The 22,473-nt window shown below is 36.4% G+C and carries 15 protein-coding genes; 4 read left to right on the top strand and 11 right to left on the bottom strand.

Features of this window, described 5'->3' with window-relative positions:
* Positions 1–774: 774 nt before the first annotated feature.
* From MY04_RS03295 to MY04_RS03280, 4 genes are all read right to left on the bottom strand, one after another.
* A complete protein-coding gene (locus MY04_RS03295; RefSeq protein ID WP_066206275.1) occupies positions 775–2,445 on the bottom strand; it encodes a T9SS type A sorting domain-containing protein in 1,671 nt (556 codons plus the stop codon).
* Between the two features lie 635 nt (positions 2,446–3,080).
* The gene (locus MY04_RS03290) at positions 3,081–4,205 is read right to left on the bottom strand and encodes a phospholipase D-like domain-containing protein (RefSeq protein ID WP_084005750.1); all 1,125 of its coding nucleotides are present in this window, start codon (positions 4,203–4,205) and stop codon (positions 3,081–3,083) included.
* Between the two features lie 82 nt (positions 4,206–4,287).
* A complete protein-coding gene (locus MY04_RS03285) occupies positions 4,288–5,676 on the bottom strand; it encodes a hypothetical protein (RefSeq protein WP_066206267.1) in 1,389 nt (462 codons plus the stop codon).
* A gap of 31 nt (positions 5,677–5,707) precedes the next feature.
* Complete coding sequence (locus MY04_RS03280; RefSeq protein WP_066206265.1) at positions 5,708–8,494, bottom strand: TonB-dependent receptor; 2,787 nt, start codon at positions 8,492–8,494, stop codon at positions 5,708–5,710.
* A gap of 256 nt (positions 8,495–8,750) precedes the next feature.
* Between MY04_RS03280 and MY04_RS03275 the strand changes: the two genes are divergently transcribed.
* Positions 8,751–9,563 (top strand): hypothetical protein, encoded by an 813-nt coding sequence (locus MY04_RS03275; protein ID WP_066206262.1) that lies wholly within the window; start codon positions 8,751–8,753, stop codon positions 9,561–9,563.
* A gap of 762 nt (positions 9,564–10,325) precedes the next feature.
* On the opposite strand, the gene MY04_RS03270 is transcribed toward MY04_RS03275, so the two are convergent.
* The 7 genes from MY04_RS03270 to MY04_RS03240 all read right to left on the bottom strand — a co-directional run bounded on the left by MY04_RS03270 (position 10,326) and on the right by MY04_RS03240 (position 19,084).
* Complete coding sequence (locus MY04_RS03270; protein ID WP_066206259.1) at positions 10,326–10,580, bottom strand: hypothetical protein; 255 nt, start codon at positions 10,578–10,580, stop codon at positions 10,326–10,328.
* Between the two features lies 1 nt (position 10,581).
* Entirely contained in the window at positions 10,582–11,112 is a 531-nt protein-coding gene (locus MY04_RS03265; RefSeq protein ID WP_066206257.1) for a sigma-70 family RNA polymerase sigma factor, read from the bottom strand.
* Between the two features lie 398 nt (positions 11,113–11,510).
* Entirely contained in the window at positions 11,511–12,674 is a 1,164-nt protein-coding gene (locus MY04_RS03260) for an efflux RND transporter periplasmic adaptor subunit (RefSeq protein ID WP_066206254.1), read from the bottom strand.
* A gap of 6 nt (positions 12,675–12,680) precedes the next feature.
* Entirely contained in the window at positions 12,681–17,039 is a 4,359-nt protein-coding gene (locus tag MY04_RS03255) for a CusA/CzcA family heavy metal efflux RND transporter (protein ID WP_066206251.1), read from the bottom strand.
* 119 nt (positions 17,040–17,158) lie between these two features.
* Positions 17,159–17,563, bottom strand: coding sequence for a hypothetical protein (locus tag MY04_RS03250; protein WP_158297538.1), 405 nt, complete (start codon positions 17,561–17,563; stop codon positions 17,159–17,161).
* 81 nt (positions 17,564–17,644) lie between these two features.
* Positions 17,645–17,971, bottom strand: a complete 327-nt coding sequence (locus MY04_RS03245; protein ID WP_066206244.1) for a hypothetical protein — start codon at positions 17,969–17,971, stop codon at positions 17,645–17,647.
* Positions 17,972–18,184: 213 nt separating this feature from the next.
* Complete coding sequence (locus tag MY04_RS03240; protein ID WP_066206241.1) at positions 18,185–19,084, bottom strand: hypothetical protein; 900 nt, start codon at positions 19,082–19,084, stop codon at positions 18,185–18,187.
* Positions 19,085–19,209: 125 nt separating this feature from the next.
* On the opposite strand from MY04_RS03240, the gene MY04_RS03235 reads away from it, so the two are divergent.
* The 3 genes from MY04_RS03235 (at position 19,210) to MY04_RS03225 (ending at position 22,441) form a co-directional block, all read left to right on the top strand.
* On the top strand, positions 19,210–19,740 hold the full coding sequence (locus tag MY04_RS03235; protein ID WP_066212995.1) for a Crp/Fnr family transcriptional regulator: 531 nt from the start codon (positions 19,210–19,212) through the stop codon (positions 19,738–19,740).
* Between the two features lie 96 nt (positions 19,741–19,836).
* Positions 19,837–20,424, top strand: coding sequence for a DinB family protein (locus tag MY04_RS03230; RefSeq protein ID WP_066206238.1), 588 nt, complete (start codon positions 19,837–19,839; stop codon positions 20,422–20,424).
* 262 nt (positions 20,425–20,686) lie between these two features.
* Positions 20,687–22,441 (top strand): ABC transporter ATP-binding protein, encoded by a 1,755-nt coding sequence (locus MY04_RS03225; protein WP_084005748.1) that lies wholly within the window; start codon positions 20,687–20,689, stop codon positions 22,439–22,441.
* Positions 22,442–22,473 lie beyond the last annotated feature (32 nt).

Genomic DNA, 22,473 nt, shown 5'->3' with positions numbered 1-22,473 from the left:
AAAAATGGTTTTCAATTCTACTACACAAGGTTTGATTAGCTATTAAAAATCAGACGTTTATAACTATATTATTTGAAGCAGATCAATAGTTTAATTTCATTTGAAAGAGTTGTAAAGTTGTTCTTAAGTCTAACAAATAGTTTGATGTAATAGGTCTGTCTTGTATGGATAGATTAAAAATTTCCACTAAAATAATGAGTAGAAGTTAAAAATGAAAAGCGTTCTTAAAATTAAAAATGAAAAGTTAAAAATGAAAAACGTGAAATGTTGAGGGGGAAATTGTAGGTGGTTCGTGAAAGAGATTCGTGTAAGTGGTTCGTGTACGAGTGACTGAAGTCGACTCGCTGAGGAAAGTGGATATCGAAAAATCAGAGTAACTTTTCGCTTATTAGTTATTCCCCACTACTTATTAGTTACTCATATTCCATTTCCAGAGTACTGAATTCAACATTTAATGAAGGAGTTTTTGAGAATTCAATCTCGCATTTTCCTTTTACTTCTTACCCCTTACTTTTTTTAAACATATTACCTAAAAAACGAGGTCGGGAGACCTCTAACGTTTATAGGCACAGATGCCGCTTCGCTTAACATCTGCGCCAGTGTTAGTTTGGCAACGAACCATCTCTACGTTACCACTTACATTTCACGTTTTTCATTCTTAACTTTTCATTTTTAATTTCAAAACCCCGCTCTTCACTATTCACTCTTCCCTCTTCACTTGAATTCATTCACCCCCCTTACATTTTACGTTTTTCATTTTTAACTTTTAATTTTTCATTTCAAAAGGAGTTTAGCATTTGCCACCTCAACTCCATTCACCACTCTAATAAAGTACATTCCTGAAGGAAGGTTGTATTCTAAAGGTTGGATATAAGAGGTTTGGTTTTGTTCATTGATGTTGAAGGTATCTATCATCTTACCGTATTTGGTGTAGATACTCACTTGTGTTGGGGTGTTAATTGACATCCCTTTTATATGAAGTTGTCCTTTTTGTTGGTTGGCAAGTGGATTAGGGAAAACTTCTACTGAAAGTATACCTGTGTTTTCAGAGATCACTTGAATTGGTCCAAATGTTTCTGATGATCCATCGTAATCCACTTGAACGAGCTTATAATAATTTTTTGTTGAAGGATCAGAATCTATAAATTTATAGTCAATTCGATAATTACTGTTCCCTGCCTGAGAGGCAACTGTCCCTATCTTTTCCCATTTGATTTTGTCGGTTGATCTATAGATATCAAATTTTTCGTTATTTATTTCTGTGGCTGTTGCCCAGTTTAGTGTTACCGTTTGATCTTCGTTTTTTATACCATTAAAGAAAATAAGTTCTACCGGTAAATCTCCATCATCTGTATTGATAATGATTTCTTCAACTGTTGCTGCCATCATTTTGCCGGAAGACGCTATATATTCAATTTCTGATGCTCCATCGACAAAGGAAACTATAATCTTTCGAGTGTCTGCGAAGTAATCGGTGATTTCCGTTTTTATTGGATCTGTAAAACCATCTCGATCCGAGCCTCCGTGATGCAACAATACGTTATCATTTACGGTTGCATTCTTCACAGACCATTTGATTTTCTGAAGAATGTCTTCCAATTCATCAAGGCTGGTAATTTTACTATTGAAATAGATTGAGCTCGATGATAATTCACCATCATCAAACCCTTCTCCTCTAAGTTTAATGTATTGATTATACCACCCAGAGGCAGTCTCTACTTTTATTGCTGTAAATGGCTCAGTTGTTAATTCTCCATTACCTTGATCTGTTGGATCAATTTGAGCTCCTTCCCATAGGTTTAAATCATAATTATGTTGATCAACATTTAATCCATCGTCTGTAGAAAACGGATTAGAGCCAAGATTTCTATCAAGTAATGCTCGCTCTGCATCAGAAAGCCTGGAACCATCGTTTGGTGTTTCATAACTTTCTTCGATGAAAATATTTTTAGCGTTAGCAGGGTCTACAAAATCGAGGTTCGCTTGTCCTCCAATATAGATAAGGCCGTTACCGTTAATATCAATATCTCCATAACCTCCATTAGTTAAACGGTCAGAATTTAAAAGATCTCCTGTAATGATCATGTTTCCATTTAATACAATATCTGTGTGAGCTCCAACATCTAAATTTCCATCGATAATAAGCATTGAACCTTCATCAATAACTAATTCGACAGCATTTGTATTATCATCTGGATCACCTGAACCTCTTGTAAATAAGGTATAAGTAGACTGCAAATCAATAGTAAAAGTTGAGTTATCCTTGATTTCTAGGTTATAACTCCCTCCATCTGCTAAATAAGTAATGTCGGAGGTGGCTGCATTTGTGGTTTGCGTAGCATTTATCACATTATTAGCTGTGAAGGTAACATCTTTGCTATAATCCTGAGCAAAGGAAAACTGCCCGCATAGAATGAGGGTCGCAACGAGTAAAAGGTGTTTCATTAGAATAGAAAAAAGTAGTAGTTAATTTTTAAAGTCGTAAATACGTGAGCGAATATAACATTACAAAAGACACTTTGTGAATTATCATTCACTTTTTAAAGAAATATTGGACGGAATGCTACATGTTTTGTACTAATTGACACATTTATTGTAGAGTTCGGTGTTAAAAAGGCTCTTTTTATTACAATATTTTTGTCGATGGAATGAGGTATTTAGAATAAATTAAAAATGAAAAACGTGAAATGTTAGGGGGGAAAGTGAAGGTGTTGACCGTATTTGTGTAGGGACGTTGCACTGCAACGTCCTTACGGAATAGTTAAGAACGCTTATTTTGTAAGATGTTGAATTAGTTCTTGATGTATTCGGAGAGGGTGCCCCCTCCTTAGCGATGATGAGTTGAACTTGAATTTGGTGAAGAAGTACTTCTGCTTTGAAAGTGAGGATTATTATTAAGATTGAGGAAGGGTTACTCCCTTCATAGAGATAAGCCTATTAAAGAGAGTATAAAAAACGAGGTCGGGAGACCTCTAACGTTTATAGGCACAGATGTCGCTTCGCTTAACATCTGCGCCAGTGTTATTCTACGAACCACCTCCACGTAATCCCTTACATTTCACGTTTTTCATTTTTAACTTTTAATTTTTCATTTCATAAAGCCATTTTTGATATGCTTCAACAACCTCAACATCCCTCACTCTCAACATCGACTCATTATTAAACCTCAGTGATCTTGCTCTGAAGTTGTGGGCTCCGGTCCATACACAGCTGTTTTCTCCGTCGTTAATGTAGATAGTTTTGTTGTGGATGCTTGGTGAGGAGATCCATTTTATGGTGAAGTTCTCGTAGGTCTGATCCCACTCGATTAATCGGTTTTCCCAGTTTTTGTCTAGGTTATCGGTTCTTGATGGTGGGGCGATAATAGTCAGGTCTGTGCCTTGATCAAGTAATCTTTGCAATGTGGAAACTAACTGAGGTCTATCGTCTTCCCATTTTGAATTCATGATAATGACTTCGGCTGTAGAAGAGGTTTCTTCGAATATATCCATGATGATATCAGCACCTGATGTTTTAGGAAGAAAGCCAACCTTGTATTCGCTGTTATCTACCCATAGGAAGTTCCAATGTTGGAGTGTTTGCTCCTCTTCGACCTCAATCATTTGATGAAAATTATGGAGGAATGACTCGTACACAAATTCGTTATCAACTAGGAGCATATCCTGATATTTTGAATTGTCGCTTGCGGTGAAGTTGTAGCTAGTGGAGAGTACGATGTTTCTTCTAAGCGAATCGGAAGTGCTAATGGCCGAGCTGAGCACGTACTTATTATGATTAATCGCTTTGCTGTCGAGGTAATTATTGTATCTCAAAAATGTGGTGAGGCTGTCTTGAAAAACTTTAGCGGTGTAATTGTTCACCTCATCAGAATCAAGGATCATATGTACTTTTACTCCTCTCCTTTGAGCTGCTAGAATGTTTTCTCTTAATGTCCCTTGAGAGAATTTAAAGATGTTGATATACAAGTCTTCCCCTGATGGTGTGGCATCGATAATTGCTTGAATGGGCTGTAGAAATAAAGTGTTATCGGATTGTAATTCCTCGGCGGTAGGTAAAACCGTGATGGGGAATTGGGTATCGAATACCGGTCCTTCTGGAACGTAAACGATCTCGTCGTTGGTAGTGGTGTCGCATGCAATTACTAAAAAAAACATCAACCCAAAAAAAATGTACTTATGTCTCATGTCCGCATGGGCGTATCGCATACGCCCGTTTATTGTTTGGTTTGTTTGAAACAAAAAGGAACCACCCAAGTGGTTCCCCTAAAAAATTGATAATTGGTTTAAGTTATTTTGTACCAAAAGCACCAATGTAATCAGCCGATCTTGGAACAGTATATGTTTTTCCAGCAACTGTAATTGAACCGTACATTGGCTCAACATTTACAGAACCTGCATTCAATGCTGGAGAACCTGATTTTAAGTGGAAATCATATTTTGACCACTCATCAAAAGTTTTGTCTTCGTTAGGAGTTGGGAATTCGTCGTCTTCTGTTGTTAAAGAGATAGTGAACTCGTTTACTACATCATAGTTTTCAAACATTGGATCGTTACCTGCAATAGAGTTTTCAGCAATTTCAGTCAAGAAACCATTACTTGGAGCAAATTCTGAAGTCATTCTAGCGTGGTTACCATAGTAGTATTGGTTGTCGATTGTAGTGTTTTCCATATCCACGTTAGTACCTTCAACAGCATCACCTACTACACGCACACCGTAACGACAGTTTACGATCATGTTGTTTACGATCATACCTCTAGCAGTTTCTTCAATATTTACAGAACCACCACGACCTGATTTATTTCTTCTCCATCCACCCGAAACGATAGTGTTATTATAAGCATTGATGTTCGTTTGTACATCTACACCACTTTTGTTCGACCACTTAGGACCGTTTGTAGCGATGTGGTAGAATAAGTTATAAGCGATATCGCCTGTAGTTCCTTTTTTGATGTTTAATGCCTCACCACCTGTTGAACCGATGTATGCGAATACGTTGTTGTAGAAAGAAACTTGACCACCTTGTGGACGGAAAGCATCGTCTGACATATACGCAATTACTGAGTTATGAACGATTACTTTTGTTTCTGGATTTTCAGAGTAGAAACCGTAAGATGGCTCACCTACTTCCATGTCTACTACACCTTCTTGGATAGAGATATGGTCGTCTGTTAGTGTAGCGTTACCGAACTCCATCACCACGTGATCCATCACGAAAGTTTTTGCTGTAGAAGTACAGATAAAACCACCCCAAGCTTGTAAGTTGAAGATGTTTGCTTCTGTTCTGTCCGCTTCAGGAACTGTTACATAGATAGGCTTATCAGCAGTACCTAATGCGTGCAAGTTACCTTTGATATAGAATTCTGGAGCAGCAGTTTTGTCAGCTAATACTTTAACGCCAGGCTCGATAGTTAATGTTACACCTTCTTCGATCACTACATGACCACCCCAATTGACTGTGATACCTGATTCCCAAGTCTCATCTTCTGAGATTACATAAGTAGAAGTAATACTAATATCTTCAGCTTCTTCTTCCTCTCCACCTGGAGTTTCAGGTGTTTCTGTGTCATCATCATCAGATCCTAATAAATCTTCTTCGTTTGCTGTACAAGAGAACATGAAGAAAAGAGTTGAAAGGAAGAATACACCTTTCACCAAGAAGTTGTTTAAATTTTTCATTTTGAACGATTAATAAATAAGAAAGAATAAGTTATAGTTTGTATTTTAATCCAATTTGGAAGTTGCGACCATAGCGATCGTCTCTAACTACCAAGTTATCTCCTGGGGCACCTTGTGCCGGATATTTGGATTGATTTTCTGTTGAAGGTTCTTCGATGTAAAGAATACGATGTGTATCCAATAGGTTTCGGGCTTTGACAAATACTGTCAGTCCGAAATCGAAGTGTTTTTCCATAGAGAAATCCATTTGCCACATGGCTTTCTGCCAATAGTCTTTTTCGTAATAGACCATTAATTGCTCGATACGCTTACCTGTAAATACATTCGCCAATTGAATGTCTAATCCATTTTTCTGGTTCTTGTAAAGTAAGGAAACGTTACCAATATGTCTTGCTTGTCCTTGTAACGGACGCTCCTGATCCACTTGTAATGGAACGATATTCGAAGAGTTATCTTCCGGATTTTCTCTAGTATACAAAATCTTTGTTGTCGTAATACTAGAGTGTGTGTAGGTATAATTGGCTTTTATACCGAAGCTTCTGAAATACTTTGTGGCATCTACTTCTAGTCCGTAATTGACTGCCGTACCATAGTTTCCTGGCTGTACAAAAGTGTTTCCTTTTTCATCGACTACAATACCGTTTTCGATAGGATCCATGATGTTTTTGTAGAATGCACCAATGAAAAGATTGTCTCTTGTTCCAGGGAACATTTCATAACGTAAATCGAAATTATCCGTAATTGTTCTCTTCAAGTCTGGATTACCTCTTTCGGCAAATTCACTATCAGAAATCTCTGCTCCAATTTCGTAAGGGATAATCTCAAAGAATCCCGGACGGATAACCGATCTAAAGTAGGAAGCTCTAAGATTAGATTTCTCATTTAGCATATAACGGAAATGAAGCGACGGCAGGAAATCAACATACTCCTGAGTAGCCGATGGCTCTTCACCATAACGAGGATATCTTAATTCGTACCCTTGGTCCGTATGTTCAGCTCTAACACCACCGACAATTTCTGTATTCTTTGATGGAGCGATTTTATACTCTCCATAGTACGCCAATATTCTTTCGTGAGCATCATAATTTAGAGGGTTGGTCTGACCTCCTCTAGGGTTCGTTAATACCCAATCTACTTGATTGTAGTACCAATCTTCGTCCACTTTAGTTTCGTCGTTTAGTGGTTTGAAATTGTATCGGATATAAGAGTTGGTACGTGCTTTATCTCTGTACATTCCACCTACTTTCAACTCTCCAAAGCGGTTTAAATCAAAGATATTATTGAGATAAGCGGTATAATCTCTATCCTCGTTGTCTTCCCACTGTCTATACTGACCGCCAAAATCTTCTACCCTTACTTGCTTCGGCACTCCGTTCACATAAGAAGCATTTCGTGTAAACACCATTTGATCCGGACGATTTCTCGTAGCGATGGAATACACTCCCGACCAATTCAGTTTCCAATTTGGTAGAAGTTGATGGTTACCTTGTAAAGTGGAGTTATAGATTTTTTGCTCAGTCGTTCTGATACGAGTAATTAAAGAAGCAGTACCTGAATTAGTCTCTGGATTGTACTCCCCATCCCATAATCTAAATCGCTCTGTCTCTCTAACTTGATCTTCTCTTTCGAAAATCAAAGCATTGTACATACTTATACTGTGCTTATTGTTGAAGATATAATCAATTTTATTGTGCACACCACCTCTAGACATTTCTGATGAATATTGTCTATGCTGATACGTATTTAGTGACATCACATTATTGACGATATCCGCAAAACCGATACTGTAAAAGTGAGTATCAGATCCTCTGTGGAGTTTTTGATAATTACCCGCAACGACAACACCTAACTTTCCATCAAAAAATCGATTACTGATGGATGTACCAATATTAAAATCAATTGGATTTGTCTTTTTAGAAGGTACTAGGTTGTTCGTCGTAAAGTCTTTAAAAGTAGCTTCATATCCTTCCACTGCTCTATGATGTGGAGCCACTCTATTCGTCAACGATTGATTATAAGTTAGGAAATCTTGTCCACTACCTTCCATAAATAAAGAAGACATACCTCCTGAAGCATTGACTTTGAAACTGAAATTGTCCTTGGCATTTTTCATGATCAAGTCCATCACTCCACCTACAGCATCACCTTCCATACTTGGCGTTAATGCTTTTGTTACCTCAATACGATCCAATAATTCTGATGGGAACATATCTAATGGAACATATCTGTTTTTATTATCTGGCGATGGAATCTTCACTCCGTTTACCAAAGTATAAGAATACCTTTTAGGCATCCCTCTAACGATAGCATAACTACCTACACCTGCGTTGCTTTGCTCTAAAGATACACCTGAAATTCTTTGCACCACATCTGCTACATTAAGGTCCGGTGACAACTCGATAGTGTTTGCTGATACAACATTCAATACCATAGCAGAATGTTGCTCGGTTGCTCTGGCACTGGCATCAGAATCAAGTTCTCTTTGTGCCATAATTACCACCTCATCCAATTCTTGTTGATCTGTTTTCAATACAAAATTAACTTCTGCATTTCCGTTCAACTGAATCGTTTTTCTCTGTGTTTCAAATCCAATAAAAGAAGCCATTAAGGTAATTTGACTTCCTTGTTGTCCACCTTTAATAAGGTACATACCGTTAAGTCCCACCATTGCTCCATTGGTAGTCCCTTCAATAACTACTGATGCACCAATGAGCGCTTCCCCACTTTCGTCTGTAATAGTTCCCTTAATAGTTTGTCCTAATAAAGAAGAGTTATATGTCAGATAAAAAATTATACTTAATAGAAGAGTCTTGTACATTCGTTTGTTTTAATTAATTGCTGACGCAAAAATGAAGGACTCATTTCTAAAAGTAATCACAATGTGTATTATCAAATTTTTAAACTCGATGAACTGTTTGTTAAGACTCAGAACGAATATTAATTTCCGTTTAAGGTGAATTTTGTTATTCACATTTCTTTAACACGAATGCCCTAAAAGTTAAATAAACGGCTATTATTTTGTCATATTCCACTCACAAACTGTCATTAAATTGAAAAATTTTTTAAACAAAAGCATGAAAACTACTCTCTTATTTCTATTCACATTCTTCCCCTTGTTCATTTTTTCTCAAGGAAAAATCGATCAAGTTCGAAAAAATATTAAAAAGCAGGATACGAAAACTTATTCTAAGTCTTCCTCTTCATCAACTTCTCACTCTAGTAATTCCAATTCCAATAATAATTTTTCTGTATTAGGCACACTTGTGATGGGTATTGTTGATGCGATTCCATCAGAAAGAGAACTTACACAAATGTATGGTGCTCCCTTACGATTACAGAAATATCCTTATTATATGGAGGGTGGTGGTAAATTTTCGAGATATCCAGAAGCCAAAACCTCTTTCACAACAGAATTCGAGATGAATTATGTTACAGAGATGCAAAATTTACAATCTGGTAATATGAAGCTAAGGTTAAACTTTGCTCCTAAGTTTAGTATCTCCGGTAAAGGGAACTATTATCAAGAAAAAATTAATGAAAACACCTATGATCATATGGGTACTTTACATTTAAATGCTTCCTATCATTTACTTGCCTATACAGGAATTGACGCTTGGATAGGCATTGGTTACTCCCACCTCTTCTTAGACGATGGCTACTCTGGTGTAAATATGAATTTAGGTACCGAACTCTACCTTTTTAAGCCAGTCGGCCTCTACACCGAGTGGTACTTCTCCGGATTATCTGATGATGTAGACATGCGCGAAGGTACGATTGGATTGAAATGGTATATGAAATCGTTTTATGTTCAGGGTGGTTATAACTCCCTGCGTATTGTTGGAGTGGACTTTTCTGGGGTGATGTTTGGGGTTGGGGTGGTGATGTGATGATGCATATACTTAACTTATAGTCATAATGAGGTAGTAAAGTACAATGAGGAGGGGTGGAACACCTCCGGGACACATCGACACTTACCTAACCGTAACATACTGATATAATTACATAAGCAATATATCGGTAGACTAATCCTACACATGGAGGGGTGAAACCCCTCCGAAACACTCCTACTCAACTCAAGCATCTCACATAGATATACTTACCTAATAACTATATCGGGATTCTTATCCTACATAAGGAGGGGTGTAACCCCTCCGATACACACCATCTCTTACGCAAGCTACATACACAGATATGATTATATAACTAATATATCGGCACACTAATCCTACACAAGGAGGGGTGCAACCCCTCCGATACGTGATAAGAGGTTCGTTGTGGAGGGGTTCCACCCCTCCTTGGGGAAGATGAGTTGACCGACAGGATTATGAATAATCAGACCTGCTTTGGATGAGAGTTTTGTGATTTGGTTCGTTGCGGAAGGGTTGCACACTTCCTGGAGATACCTGAGTCGATGATTGTGATGTGATATCCCCTGCCCAACAAAAAAGCCCCGGATCATCTCCAAGGCCTCTTACATTAGGGTCAATAAAATGTTCATAACAGGAAAAAAATAAAGAGAGGAGGCTTTAAAACCTCCTCTTTTGCTTATCACACAACCTCACTCACTAACTTAATCCACAACTTTACCGTGAGTGCGGTGGTCATAATTTTAAAGGTTTTGATAATTAGTCGTAGAACTTATACTGTCCTTACACTTCATCATCATTTTTTTTCAAATTTTTTAAAATCTCTTCTTTTTTCGCTTCAGAGAGCGTCGCATCCTCATGGCTTTTGCCGATAAACTTCTGTAGTGTATTTCCTAATTGATCACTCATTACTCTATACTGTTTACATGCTTTACAAATAAAAGTATGAAACGATAATTGTAATTTCTCTTTAAAGGAAATCCCTACTTCTGCTTCTTTATCGATTAATTCCGATGCTTTTTTGCATGTAATCATCATCTTAATTCTTAAACCAGTTTAACTGTAGGCAATTTCTTAAACTTAATTTCGCTCTGTGGATCAGCTGCCAATAATTAGACGTAGTAATTTCTAAATCATGACAGATTTCCTCTGCTTTTTTTTCATCTAAAAATTTAGAGGTGATGGCAATGCGAGATCGGTCGGGTAAATTCGATAAACAACTGGCTAAAACCTTCTGAAAATCGGAGTTATCCAATAGGTGTTCATCAGTATCTCCCCAAAAGTATGGGTTGTTTCCTTCTTTCCAATGTCCCTTCTCGTTAAAGAAAAAATCTGAAGTTACTTTCTCTTTCTTCTTCTCTTGCTTTCGAAAATGGTCCATCAGTTTATATTTAAGGATAGCCGTCAACCATGTTTTTGGGCTACTTTTCCCTTCGAATTTATCAAATGATTGATGGGCAGCAATGAACGTCTCCTGAACAAGATCTTCAGAAAGCTGCACATCGTTGGTCCTTTTTAAAACCCACCTATATAAATCATCTGCGTATGTATTTACCCAATCGCTGATCATTGTAATATTTATAATATGTTGTTAATTAAGGTGTATAATTTCAATTATAAAGCCAAATGCTGGTTTGAAATTAAAAATTTTAAAAATAGGTAGTAGGTAGCAGGTAGCAGGTAGTAGGTAGTAGGTTCGGAATTTACGCTCCTCATTACGTTAGCACGAGTTCGCAAACTAACAATAAATATAATTTCTAATGTGTAAGTGGTTCGTGTAAGTGGTCCGCGTACGAGTGACTGAAGTCGACTCGCTAAGGAAAGTGGTCTTTGATAACTCAGTGTAAGCCTTCAGGTATTACTTATTCCCTATTAATTAAAAATAACGAGCGTTAATTTAGCACCTACTACCTGCTACCTGCTACCTAAAATTCCGTCCTTCACTCTTCCCTATTCACTCTTCACTTGTTAATGGTGATGTTCCGCCTCTGCCTTTTTCATCTCCGCCATCAAATAATAAGCGTTGTTTAAGGCAAAGTCGACAGATATTTCTACTTCTTCTAAAAGTTTGATTTCTATCTGACCGTTATCCTCATTGCCTATATTTACTTGTACTGGTTTAAAAGACCACTCCTTTCCTTCTTTCTCAACGGTAAAGACAAAATGTTCTGTTCCTTCTTGTACCACTGCTGCTTTTGGCAGGGCTGATACTTCGTTGGAGTTGACCATAATCTTTCCTCTCACATAAGTTCCAGAAATAAGTTCTTCCTTTAAATCGTGGATATCCGCATGAAGATGTACGGCTTTAGGTCCTTCTTCGAAAGCTCTACCAATATTAAAAATGCTAGCCGTTCTAATTTTTTTAGGGTGCATTTCTGTCGTGAATATCACTTTTTGACCTTCTTTTACTTTGGCAACGTCTTTTTCATAAACCATTAGATCAACATGAATATCTTCTAGGTTAATGACATGAAACATTTCAGTTTGTGGAAGTACATATTGACCTGTCTTCACTCCCACTGCCTTGATATACCCCGATAGTGGAGCATACACGGGTACATTTTCGAATATTTGCCCTGACTTTATCTTGGAAGCGTTTAAACCCAACATTTTAATTTGTGCTGATAAACCGTTGACATCACCTAAAGTACTGTAATAATCGGCACTCGCCTTTTGATATTCTTTTCCTGATCCCACTTTTTCATCATATAATTTTTTCTGACGTTCGAACTCCTCCTTCAAGAATTCCAATTGATGGGATTTTACTTGATAATCGGTCTGCAACTTGATCAAATCAGGGTGATATAGGTAAGCCAACAACTGTCCTTTTTTCACCTTTTCTCCTTCAATCACATAGATCTTCTTGATGTTCGCCCCAATGATTGCCGTCACAGCCGCATCGTTTTGAGGAGGCACTTCTAACGTTCCGTTGGTCATTACATATTCCCCAATATCCATTTTCTGTAACTTCCCAAGTTCCATATTCATGTTCTTAAATTGAAGCTCAGAAAGGTGGACTTCCTCTCCATGTTCATCATGATGTTCATCGTGATGATCCTCATGTTTTTCTGCCTTACCGTTATAACATCCTGTAAAGAATATCACCGATAATATTAAATAAATATATTTCATGTCGATTTATTTGTTCATAAGGTACTCTAATTGAATAATTACCTGATTGTAATTATTCACCGTAGTTAAATAGTTGTATTTGATGCCCAAACTCTGATTAATATTCTGGAAAAACTCCACATAATTAATCGCTCCAAGCTGATAGCTTTTTTGGGCAAACTCAATAATACGTTCGGCTTGAGGCAAGGCTTTTTCTTCGTAATGCCTTAAGCTTCCTTCTAATTTCTGTTTCTGTTGATGCAATTGATAATACTCCCCTTTCAACTCTATGGAATATTGGTCGGCTGCCACTTGCGACATCTGTGCTTTCAGTTTTGCCTGATTGATTGCTGCTTTTTCTGAGCCAAAGAATAAAGGAATTCCCACACCTACTTTCACCCCTTGGAATCTCGTAGACGAACTTGCCGCAGCTCCGTTTTCTAGTATACTTCCGGTCATGGAATTATTGAAATACCCCAACTTTATATTCGGTAGCATTTTGGCAGATGCCACTTTCTTTTCGGCTTCCGATATCTGAATTTCCTGTTTGATCTGATTCAATTTTGGGTGATGCATCAATTGGTCTGTGGATAGAAATTCTTCTATGGACCTTTTCTTTTGTGCATTTGTCTGAAAAGTGAAACCGACTGTGTCTTGTAAAAGCACTCTCAACTTATTCTCTTCAATCAAAATATCTGATGATAGCAAGTAGAGATCGTTTTCAATTTTCATCACTTGAGTTTCTGCGGAGGCCAAGGCTAGATAATTGGTCGCTTGCGTTTCATACCGCACCTGTGCTGCCCGCTTAAATTCTTTGAAGATACTGTCCTGGTAATTCATCAATATCTCTTTCTCCTTTAGATAAGTAAGAGTCTCCCAAGCTTTCTTGATCTCACGCTTCATCTCACTTTTGGTCAATTCTAAACGGAACTCGGCAGCACTTACTTTTTCCTTGGCCAATCCTTTTTGCTTTCCATAGACGGTAGGGAAATTGAAGTTTTGGGTCACCTCGAAACCAAGATCATTGTGGTAACTGTTGTACTGACCATAATTGGCATCTAATTGTAGTTTATCAATATCAAAAGCTCTTTTCTTCTCCACTTCCATCCATTCCACTCCTTTTTGAGCATTAATGATATATCCGTTTTGAATCATACCAATCTCAACTGCTTCATCCTGTGATTTAATCAATCGATCTTGAGCGTTGACGACATTAAAAAGAGAAGGAATACCAATAAATAAAATCAACATTGTCAACACTGAAGGTGCCACTTTTATGCTCTCTTTCTTTTCCATCATTTGATATAAAACAGGTAAAACAAATAGGGTTAAAAGTGTGGAGGTAATCATTCCTCCGATTACTACTGTAGCTAAAGGTCTTTGTACCTCAGCCCCTGCACTAGATGAAATAGCCATGGGTAGGAAGCCTAAAATATCGGTCATAGCTGTTAATAAGATCGGTCTTATTCTTCGTTTAGCTCCTTCTTTAATTCGATCTTTTAATGGTAGATTTTTATTGGATTTCAACTCATTCCATCCTTCAATCAATACTAAACCATTCAGAACCGCTACACCAAATAACACGACAAATCCTACACCTGCAGAGATACTAAATGGCAAGCCTCTTCCCCATAGTCCTACGACTCCTCCTATACAAGCAAATGGAATCGCTACATTAATCATTAGTGCTTGTTTCCAAGATTTTAAAGCGATCATTAAAAGAATAAAAATGGATGCTAAAGCCAATGGCACTACAATTTTCAGACGTCTATTGGCTCTTTCTAGGTTTTCGAATTGCCCTCCGTATCTGATAAAATACCCTGGAGGTAAGTCCAATTGTTCATCTAAAATCTGTTGCACATCATTTACGACCGATTGAATATCTCGCCCTCTTACATTAATACCCACATAGGTTCTTCTTTGGGTATTATCCCTACTAATTTGCATGGGACCCAACTCATTTTTGATCTCAGCAAGAATGTATAAAGGAATTTGTTTTCCATTCGGTAAAGTGACAAACAATTCTTTTAACTGATCGATAGAAGAGCGTTGGTCCTTTTCGAATCTCACTACCAAATCAAATCGTTTTTCTCCTTCGAAAATTAACCCTGCCGACTTTCCTGCAAATGCCGTTTGAATAAGATCGTTCAACTGTTGGATGTTCATACCATATTGTGCGATCTTCTTTCTGTTATACTTAATGGAGTATTGTGGAAGTCCATCTGTTGCTTCCACTCTCATGTCTCCAATACCTTCTACACCTGCAATTAACTTAGAAATCTCGTTGGCTTTATCCGCCAAAATATTCAGATCTTCCCCAAATAACTTAATGGCAATATCTTCCCTTACACCCGAAATCAACTCGTTAAAACGCATTTCAATAGGCTGAGTAAACTCATAATTAACTCCAGGTACTTGAGAAACTTTCTCTTTAATCTTTTGAATTAGTTCTTCTTTGGTTTCCGCTGAAGTCCATTCGGACTTTGGTTTGAGAATGACTAAACAATCGGCTACATCAAATGGCATGGGATCGGTAGGTACTTCCGCAACACCAATACGGCTCATGACCTGCTCAATCTCTGGGAAATTCTCTTTCATTATTTGCTCCACCTGTGTCGTCGCTGCAATACTTTCTTCAAGGGATGATCCTGGTTTTAAAATGACATGGTAAGCGATATCACCTTCATCCAATTGTGTCATAAATTCCCCACCAAGAGAAGTAAAAATCCCTACAGTAATACATAACAATACTAAGCAACTTCCAATGACCCACTTCACATTTGATAATGCCTTTGATAAAAGTGGCACATAAAGGTTTTCGAGGTATTTGATGAATTTCGTTCCCCATCCTTCATGACTGTTTTCTTTTACTTTGATAAATAAAGAGGACATCATCGGAACGTAAGTGAGACATAGAATCATTACCCCCAACATGGCGAACATGAATGCCAAAGCCATTGGTTTGAACATTTTACCTTCAACGCCTTCTAAAGTAAGGATAGGAGCAAAAACAATGAGGATGATTAGCTGACCAAAAAAGGCAGAGTTCATCATTTTAGAAGAGGCTTTATAAGTGAGTTCATCTTTTTGATCTGAAGATAAAAGTCCGCTACCCCTTAATTTACTGTACATCAAAAAGATGGTGGCTTCTACAATAATTACCGCTCCGTCGACAATAATTCCGAAATCCATGGCACCTAAACTCATTAGGTTGGCCCAAACATCAAATTGATGCATCAGAATAAAGGCAAAAAGTAATGACAAAGGGATGGTTGAGGCCACAACAAAACCACCTCTCCAATTGCCTAACAATAGCACTAATACAAAAATGACAATCAGTGCTCCTTCGATTAGATTTTGATATACAGTAGATGTAGTTTTATCAATTAACTTGTTTCTAGCCAAGAATTCTTTGATTTGCACACCTTCAGGCAGCGATTTTTGGATAAGTTCTACCCTATCTTGAACAGCATGAATTACTTTTCTAGAGTTGGCTCCCTTCAGCATCAAAATCATACCACCAACGGCTTCCCCTTCACCTTCTTTGGTGAGTGCACCGTATCTTACTGCATGACCATATTGCACTTTACCCACATCTTTGATAAGAATAGGTAATCCACCTTGGTTAGCCACAACGATATTTTCTATATCCTCTATAGATCTCGCCAAACCTTCTCCTCGAATGTAATTGGCTTTATGATTTTTGACGATATAAGCCGCTCCTGAGTTTTGATTGTTCTTTTCTAAAGCCGTGAAGATTTCATCCATAGAAATACCCATTGCATTTAGTTGGTCAGGTCTTATGCTGACTTCATATTCTTTGATGTAGCCCCCAAAAGCATTGACTTCTACCACTCCAGGAACCATAGCCATCTGTCGTCTAATGATCCAATCCTGAATTGTTCGAAGATCTGAGAGGGAATATTTGTCCTTAAATTCTGGAGCAACCTCTAAAGTATACTGATAAATTTCGCCTAGTCCAGTACTAATTGGACCAATAAAAGGTTCTCCAAAACCTTGAGGTATCTTTTCTCTAACTTCAGGTAATTTCTCTGCCACTAATTGTCTTGGAAGATAAGTACCTGCGTCGTCATCAAATACTACGGTAACCAAAGAAAGTCCCGATCGGCTAACTGATCGGATCTCTATGACATCCGGCAAGTTTGCCATAGAGAGTTCAATAGGATACGTAATAAATTGTTCAACTTCTTCAGTACCCAAACTAGGGGCCTGAGTAATGATTTGTACTTGGTTATTGGTGATATCAGGTACAGCATCGACAGGTACTTTGGTAATGCTCCAAATACCCGCAATGATCCAGAATATCATCATAACCCCTATCAATAATTTATTCTTTATTGAAAAGGAAATGATCTGATTAATCATTTTATATAAAAAAATAGATGTGTTTGTAATAATACAAGTAGGATGAACTCATATTATCACACACTTTAAACGTAAATTTGAAAAAAATAAATGGATGTGGTAAGCAAAGGAAATATCGCTTATCTAAGAAAAGATACTGAGTTAGGAGGACCCCGAAGAGTGACATCAGTATATGTGAGTTGTTGCTTTAGTTTTTGATATAAAAACGAAGGTACTTTTTCCTCCGTTTGCTCAATATTTAGGTATTCTAGGAATAGAAAACTAACCACATCAAAAGACTGTACAATTGAATGGGTAAGCTTATATTGTATTGACTTGACAACATCCTGTGAATTTTCATCATGATGTATTTGTGCTAATAAACATGATAATAACCCATAGAAATTGTCATCACAATTGTCTTTAAAATTAGATGGCGATGTAAGTTGTTGATTGTGCTGACAAGAATACTCATGATCGAGTGCATCATGATGGACATGACCTACCAAGCTATGCAATACAGATACCGCATAGGCAAAGATCATGAGAAGTAATATAGATTTCTTTGTCAGGTTCATTGTTGCAAAGATATAAAAAAACGTAATGCAACAATAAGGCAAATTCAATTATAAGATAGAAATTGATTCCTTTTCAGCACCATAATCTATAGTATCACCTGATTTTTTCCCTTTAAATAAACGATACATAGGGGAATCTGTCGTCATACCTATAATCCTCTTTCCTTGATAAGTAAGGTAAGGAAGGTGTGCTCCAACAACGAATATTGAACTTTCAGTTTCGAAAATAACTCCTTTAGAAATTTCATTGAAGGCTTTAATTCTCAATAAGCTTTTGATACGCTTTTTTCTTCTTTCTTTATCTTGGGGTTCCATTCCTGCGTGGTCAATAGCTTGTAACAAGAGTCTGTAGATTTTGGCTTTTCGGCTTATCATAAGTATTACAGTTGGTTCTAATAATAAAACAACTGTAGTACATAAAAGTTTCGATTATGGGTATTGTGCAGGGAATATGAAGTGATTGTGCAATTGGTTCTAGTGTAAAACAAGGATGTCTCATAATTCAATAAAACCTCGTATTACAAGCCCCGAAATTAATTACAGGACTTGTGATACGAGGTAAAGTGGATAAATGAGATATCCTCTATTTTATTTTTTCACCCAAACTTCTACATTATCAGGACCTCTCCAGATATAGTTGATAGATTTTGAAATAGATGATTTTTCTGGATCATTATGGAAATAAATAGATACTGTTGGCACTTTCATTCCCCATTTAGAAGACATTTTCAAATCACCTGCTCTCATTAATGCTATTTGAATATACCCTTTAAAAGGATATACCACTAATACGATTTCTCCATTATTTGCTTTCTCCTGAGCAGCAGTGAATGTAGCTTGGTTGCCATCTCCCAACATTTTCCAAGTTTTGTCTGCAGCAATTTTATCATAAGCTTCAGTCATCGTTAGATACTGTCCACCTACATATTCATCTTTAAAGTCATTTGTTTTAAAGATTTCCGTTAAGGCCATAGAAGTAAACTGTCTACATTTACTTGGGTCTATCCCTTTTTGATTACAGTCTCTAAATTCTTTAAGGTAGGTAGTCAAGATTTGATCAATCTCTTGAGGTGTTAAGGATTGTTTTACCTCATCATGTTCTTCTTCTTTTGCGACTAATAAAGCTTCATCAGATTCTTTAGTAGCATCTATTTTAGTTAATAAAAAAGAACCTTGTTCAACACCTTCAGTATTTAAATATACTCCTTTGTACATATAAGAAGCCATCACTTTACCTTGAAATTTCTCCCCATTCTTTTGGTTTAAAATGATCGAACCATCTTCTTTTTGTTCGCCAGATAGTAAGTGTTTTTCTTGAGTGGCTTCAAAAATACAGTACCCCTCGGCTTTCTTATCCTCGCTTAAATTGTATCTGATCCTTACTTTTAATTCTGAATTAATTAAACCTTCGAAGACAAAATCTTGTGCAAAAGAAGGAATCGATAAAAATAGGATCGTAAAAAATGAAATTACTCGTTGGATAGTCATAATTTTAATTAATTGTATGGCTCATGTAGATGAGCAAAAAAATCTGTCGCAAAATACTACTTTTAATTTAGAATTTATTCATTCATTAAAATTAGATGAATAATATCTCTTCAAGCATTTATATCATGAAAAATGATTTTAGAACACTCCTCCATCAATATTTTTCTTTAGGTGAAAATCAAAAAGTCTACCAAAGGGGAAGTTTTATTTTGAAATCGGGGGAGATGGCTTCAAAAATATATTTAATTCATTCTGGTGCGGTTAGGGTGACTTTAGGTGATGAACATGTAATTACTATTCGTCTTGGCTATAAAGGATCAATTATCGCATCGGTCCCATCTTTCTTTAATAATCAGCCTTCGCTTTACGATATTGAAGTGATTAGAAAATGTTCCTTTTCAATACTTGAGAAAAGAGAATTTGAACAACTCATTCAAAATAACATGGAAATGAAGGACCTTTACATCACTGTATTAGAAGATTTGATAAGACAACAATCGGAAAGAGAAATAGACTTGCTAATCAGTACACCACAAGAGCGATATCAAAGAGTATTTGAGAGAAGTCCACAACTTTTCCAGGAAGTCCCCCATAAATACATTGCTCAATACTTAAGAATGTCTCCAGAAACTTTAAGTAGAATAATGAAATCTTGATTCCAATCAAGAATTAGCGTCTCAAATTGTAACATCTTTGTTTTATATAAATTTCAAGAAAATCAAAATCATTGCTCACTTCAAAATTTTAGTTTTATGAAAATCCAATACACTGAATTACTCGATCAATTAAAGAAAGATGTACAAAATAATCTTGAAATATTGCAAAAAATTACCGATTTCTCCGAAGAAGAGCTCAACAGAAGAAGTCATGAAAAAAGTTGGTCGGTTTTAGAATGTCTCTATCATTTGAATTTATATGGTGAAATCTATATTCCATTACTGAGTGATGCCATCAAAAAATCTGATAAAACACAGAAAAAAAGCTTTAAGAGTGGAATGATAGGAAATTATTTCACTAAGCTGTTATCACCGAAAAATAATATCATAAAGAACCCAATGCCTGCTCCTTCAGATAAAAATCCAATAGGAAGTCAATTAGATCTTACAGTTTTGGAGATTAGAAAACAACAACTAGAGGAGTTACAAAGCTTATTGAATCAAAGTGAGGGATTGAATTTAGAAAATATAAAAATTCCAATATCAATTAGCAGGTTTATAAGATTAAAAACAGGTGATACTTTTCGGTTTTTAATAGCCCATGATGCAAGGCACTTTATTCAATGTCAAAATATTATCATTGAAAATGTACCAAATTCTAATTTTGATAAAAAAACAATTTAAGGAATTGAAGGATAACTAGAATTGTGTGAACTATATAAAGAATATGAGGTCATTATTTTTCATCTGTTTAAGAAAAAATTAAATTTGATTAACAATAATAACCCACACAACGCGAAAAAATTACACACAACCCAAATACTAACTGTTAAACACTTTAAGTGTTGAAACCTATCCATTAAAGGATAGGTTTTTTTATTTCATTTATCGAAAATTGGAGTAACTTTATTAAAGGAAATATTTTTTCACTATCCTACAGAACACTTTGAAAGAAAATCAAACTAACCCCAAAAAGGTATCTATTACCAAAGTATTTAAAGATATTGTTTGGCCAAGATGGAAACTACTTTTGATTGGTCTCATCCTAATTATTATCAATCGATTATGTGGACTTGTTTTGCCAGGAGCAAGTAAATATTTAATGGATGATGTGGTCGTCAATAAGGATTTTGAAATGCTTAAAACGGTTGTTATTGCTGTGATATCAGCCATATTTGTACAAGCGATAAGTAGTTTTGCATTAACTCGTTTGCTTTCTGTTGAAGCACAACGCTTAATTGCTCAACTTAGAGTAAAAGTTCAAAAACATGTGATGTCTCTCCCTATCAGTTACTTTGATAATACGAAATCAGGTGTTTTGGTTTCTAGAATTATGAGTGATGTGGAAGGCGTTAGAAACTTGGTTGGAACAGGTTTAGTTCAATTGATTGGCGGTTCGATTACCGCTATCATTTCATTTTTTCTTCTTATCAATATTAGCCCTTCAATGACTTTCTTTGTTTTAGTGCCTATTTCCATATTCGGCCTAATTTCTTTGAAGGCGTTTAAATTTATCCGACCTATTTTTAGAAAAAGAGGAAAAATAAGAGCTGAGGTTACTGGTAGGTTGACGGAATCGTTAAATGGTGTGAGAATTATTAAAGGGTTTAATGCCGAAGAACAAAAAAATAAGATATTCGAAGCAGGTACTATTCGTTTATACGAGAATGTAAAAAAGAGTTTGACTTCTACTGCGATCATGACCTCTTCTTCTACTTTTCTGCTTGGAGTAGCGTCTACCGGAATTATGGGTATTGGTGGTTATAAAATAATCCAAGGTGAATTATCGATCGGTGATTTCTTGGCTTTTACCTTGTATTTAGGATTCATGATCGCTCCTATTGTTCAAATGAGTAACATTGGGTCTCAATTGACAGAGGCCTTCGCCGGTTTAGATAGAACAGAAGAATTAATGAATCTAAGCGGAGAAAATGATGATGATAAACGAAAAGAAGAAGTACCAAATACTATTCAGGGAAACATTATTTTAAAAGATGTCAATTTCGAATATGAAGAAAATAAAGAAGTTCTTCATGATATAAACATTGAAGCCAAAGCGGGTACAATTACTGCGTTAGTAGGTTCCTCTGGGTCTGGTAAAACAACTATTGCTAGTCTTATTGCAAGTTTTCTGAATCCAACTTCTGGTAAAATATTTATTGATGATCAAGACCTTAGATTTGTAGATCTATACAGTTACCGTCAACACTTAGGTGTAGTTTTACAAGACGATTTCTTATTTGAAGGAAGCATAGAAGAGAATATCAAGTTCTCTAACCCAACGGCAACAGAAGAAGAATTTAAAAATGCGGTGGATGCTGCTTACGTTAGTGAATTTACAGATCGTTTTGAAGAAGGACTTCAAACTATCATCGGAGAACGTGGAGTCAAGCTATCTGGAGGTCAACGTCAGAGAGTCGCTATTGCTAGAGCAATTATTGCTGATCCTAAAATTATTATTTTAGATGAAGCCACCTCAAATTTAGATACCGAAAGTGAAGCGCTTATTCAAGAATCGCTTGATCGTTTGATGAAAGGTAGAACCACGATCGTTATCGCACACAGGTTAAGTACAATTCAAAAAGCAGATCAAATCCTCGTTTTACATCAAGGAAATATTATTGAGCAGGGAACTCATGATGAATTAATTGAAAAGGAAGGACGATATCATCAACTATATAAATATCAAGCTAGAATATAATACACCACTTCACTTTGTTATACACTTAACAA

This window comes from Flammeovirga sp. MY04 (genome assembly GCF_001682195.2).
GTDB classification, from domain to species: domain Bacteria; phylum Bacteroidota; class Bacteroidia; order Cytophagales; family Flammeovirgaceae; genus Flammeovirga; species Flammeovirga yaeyamensis.
Note: the sequence above shows the minus strand (reverse complement) of the source record. Positions and strands in the feature narration are given on the sequence as shown.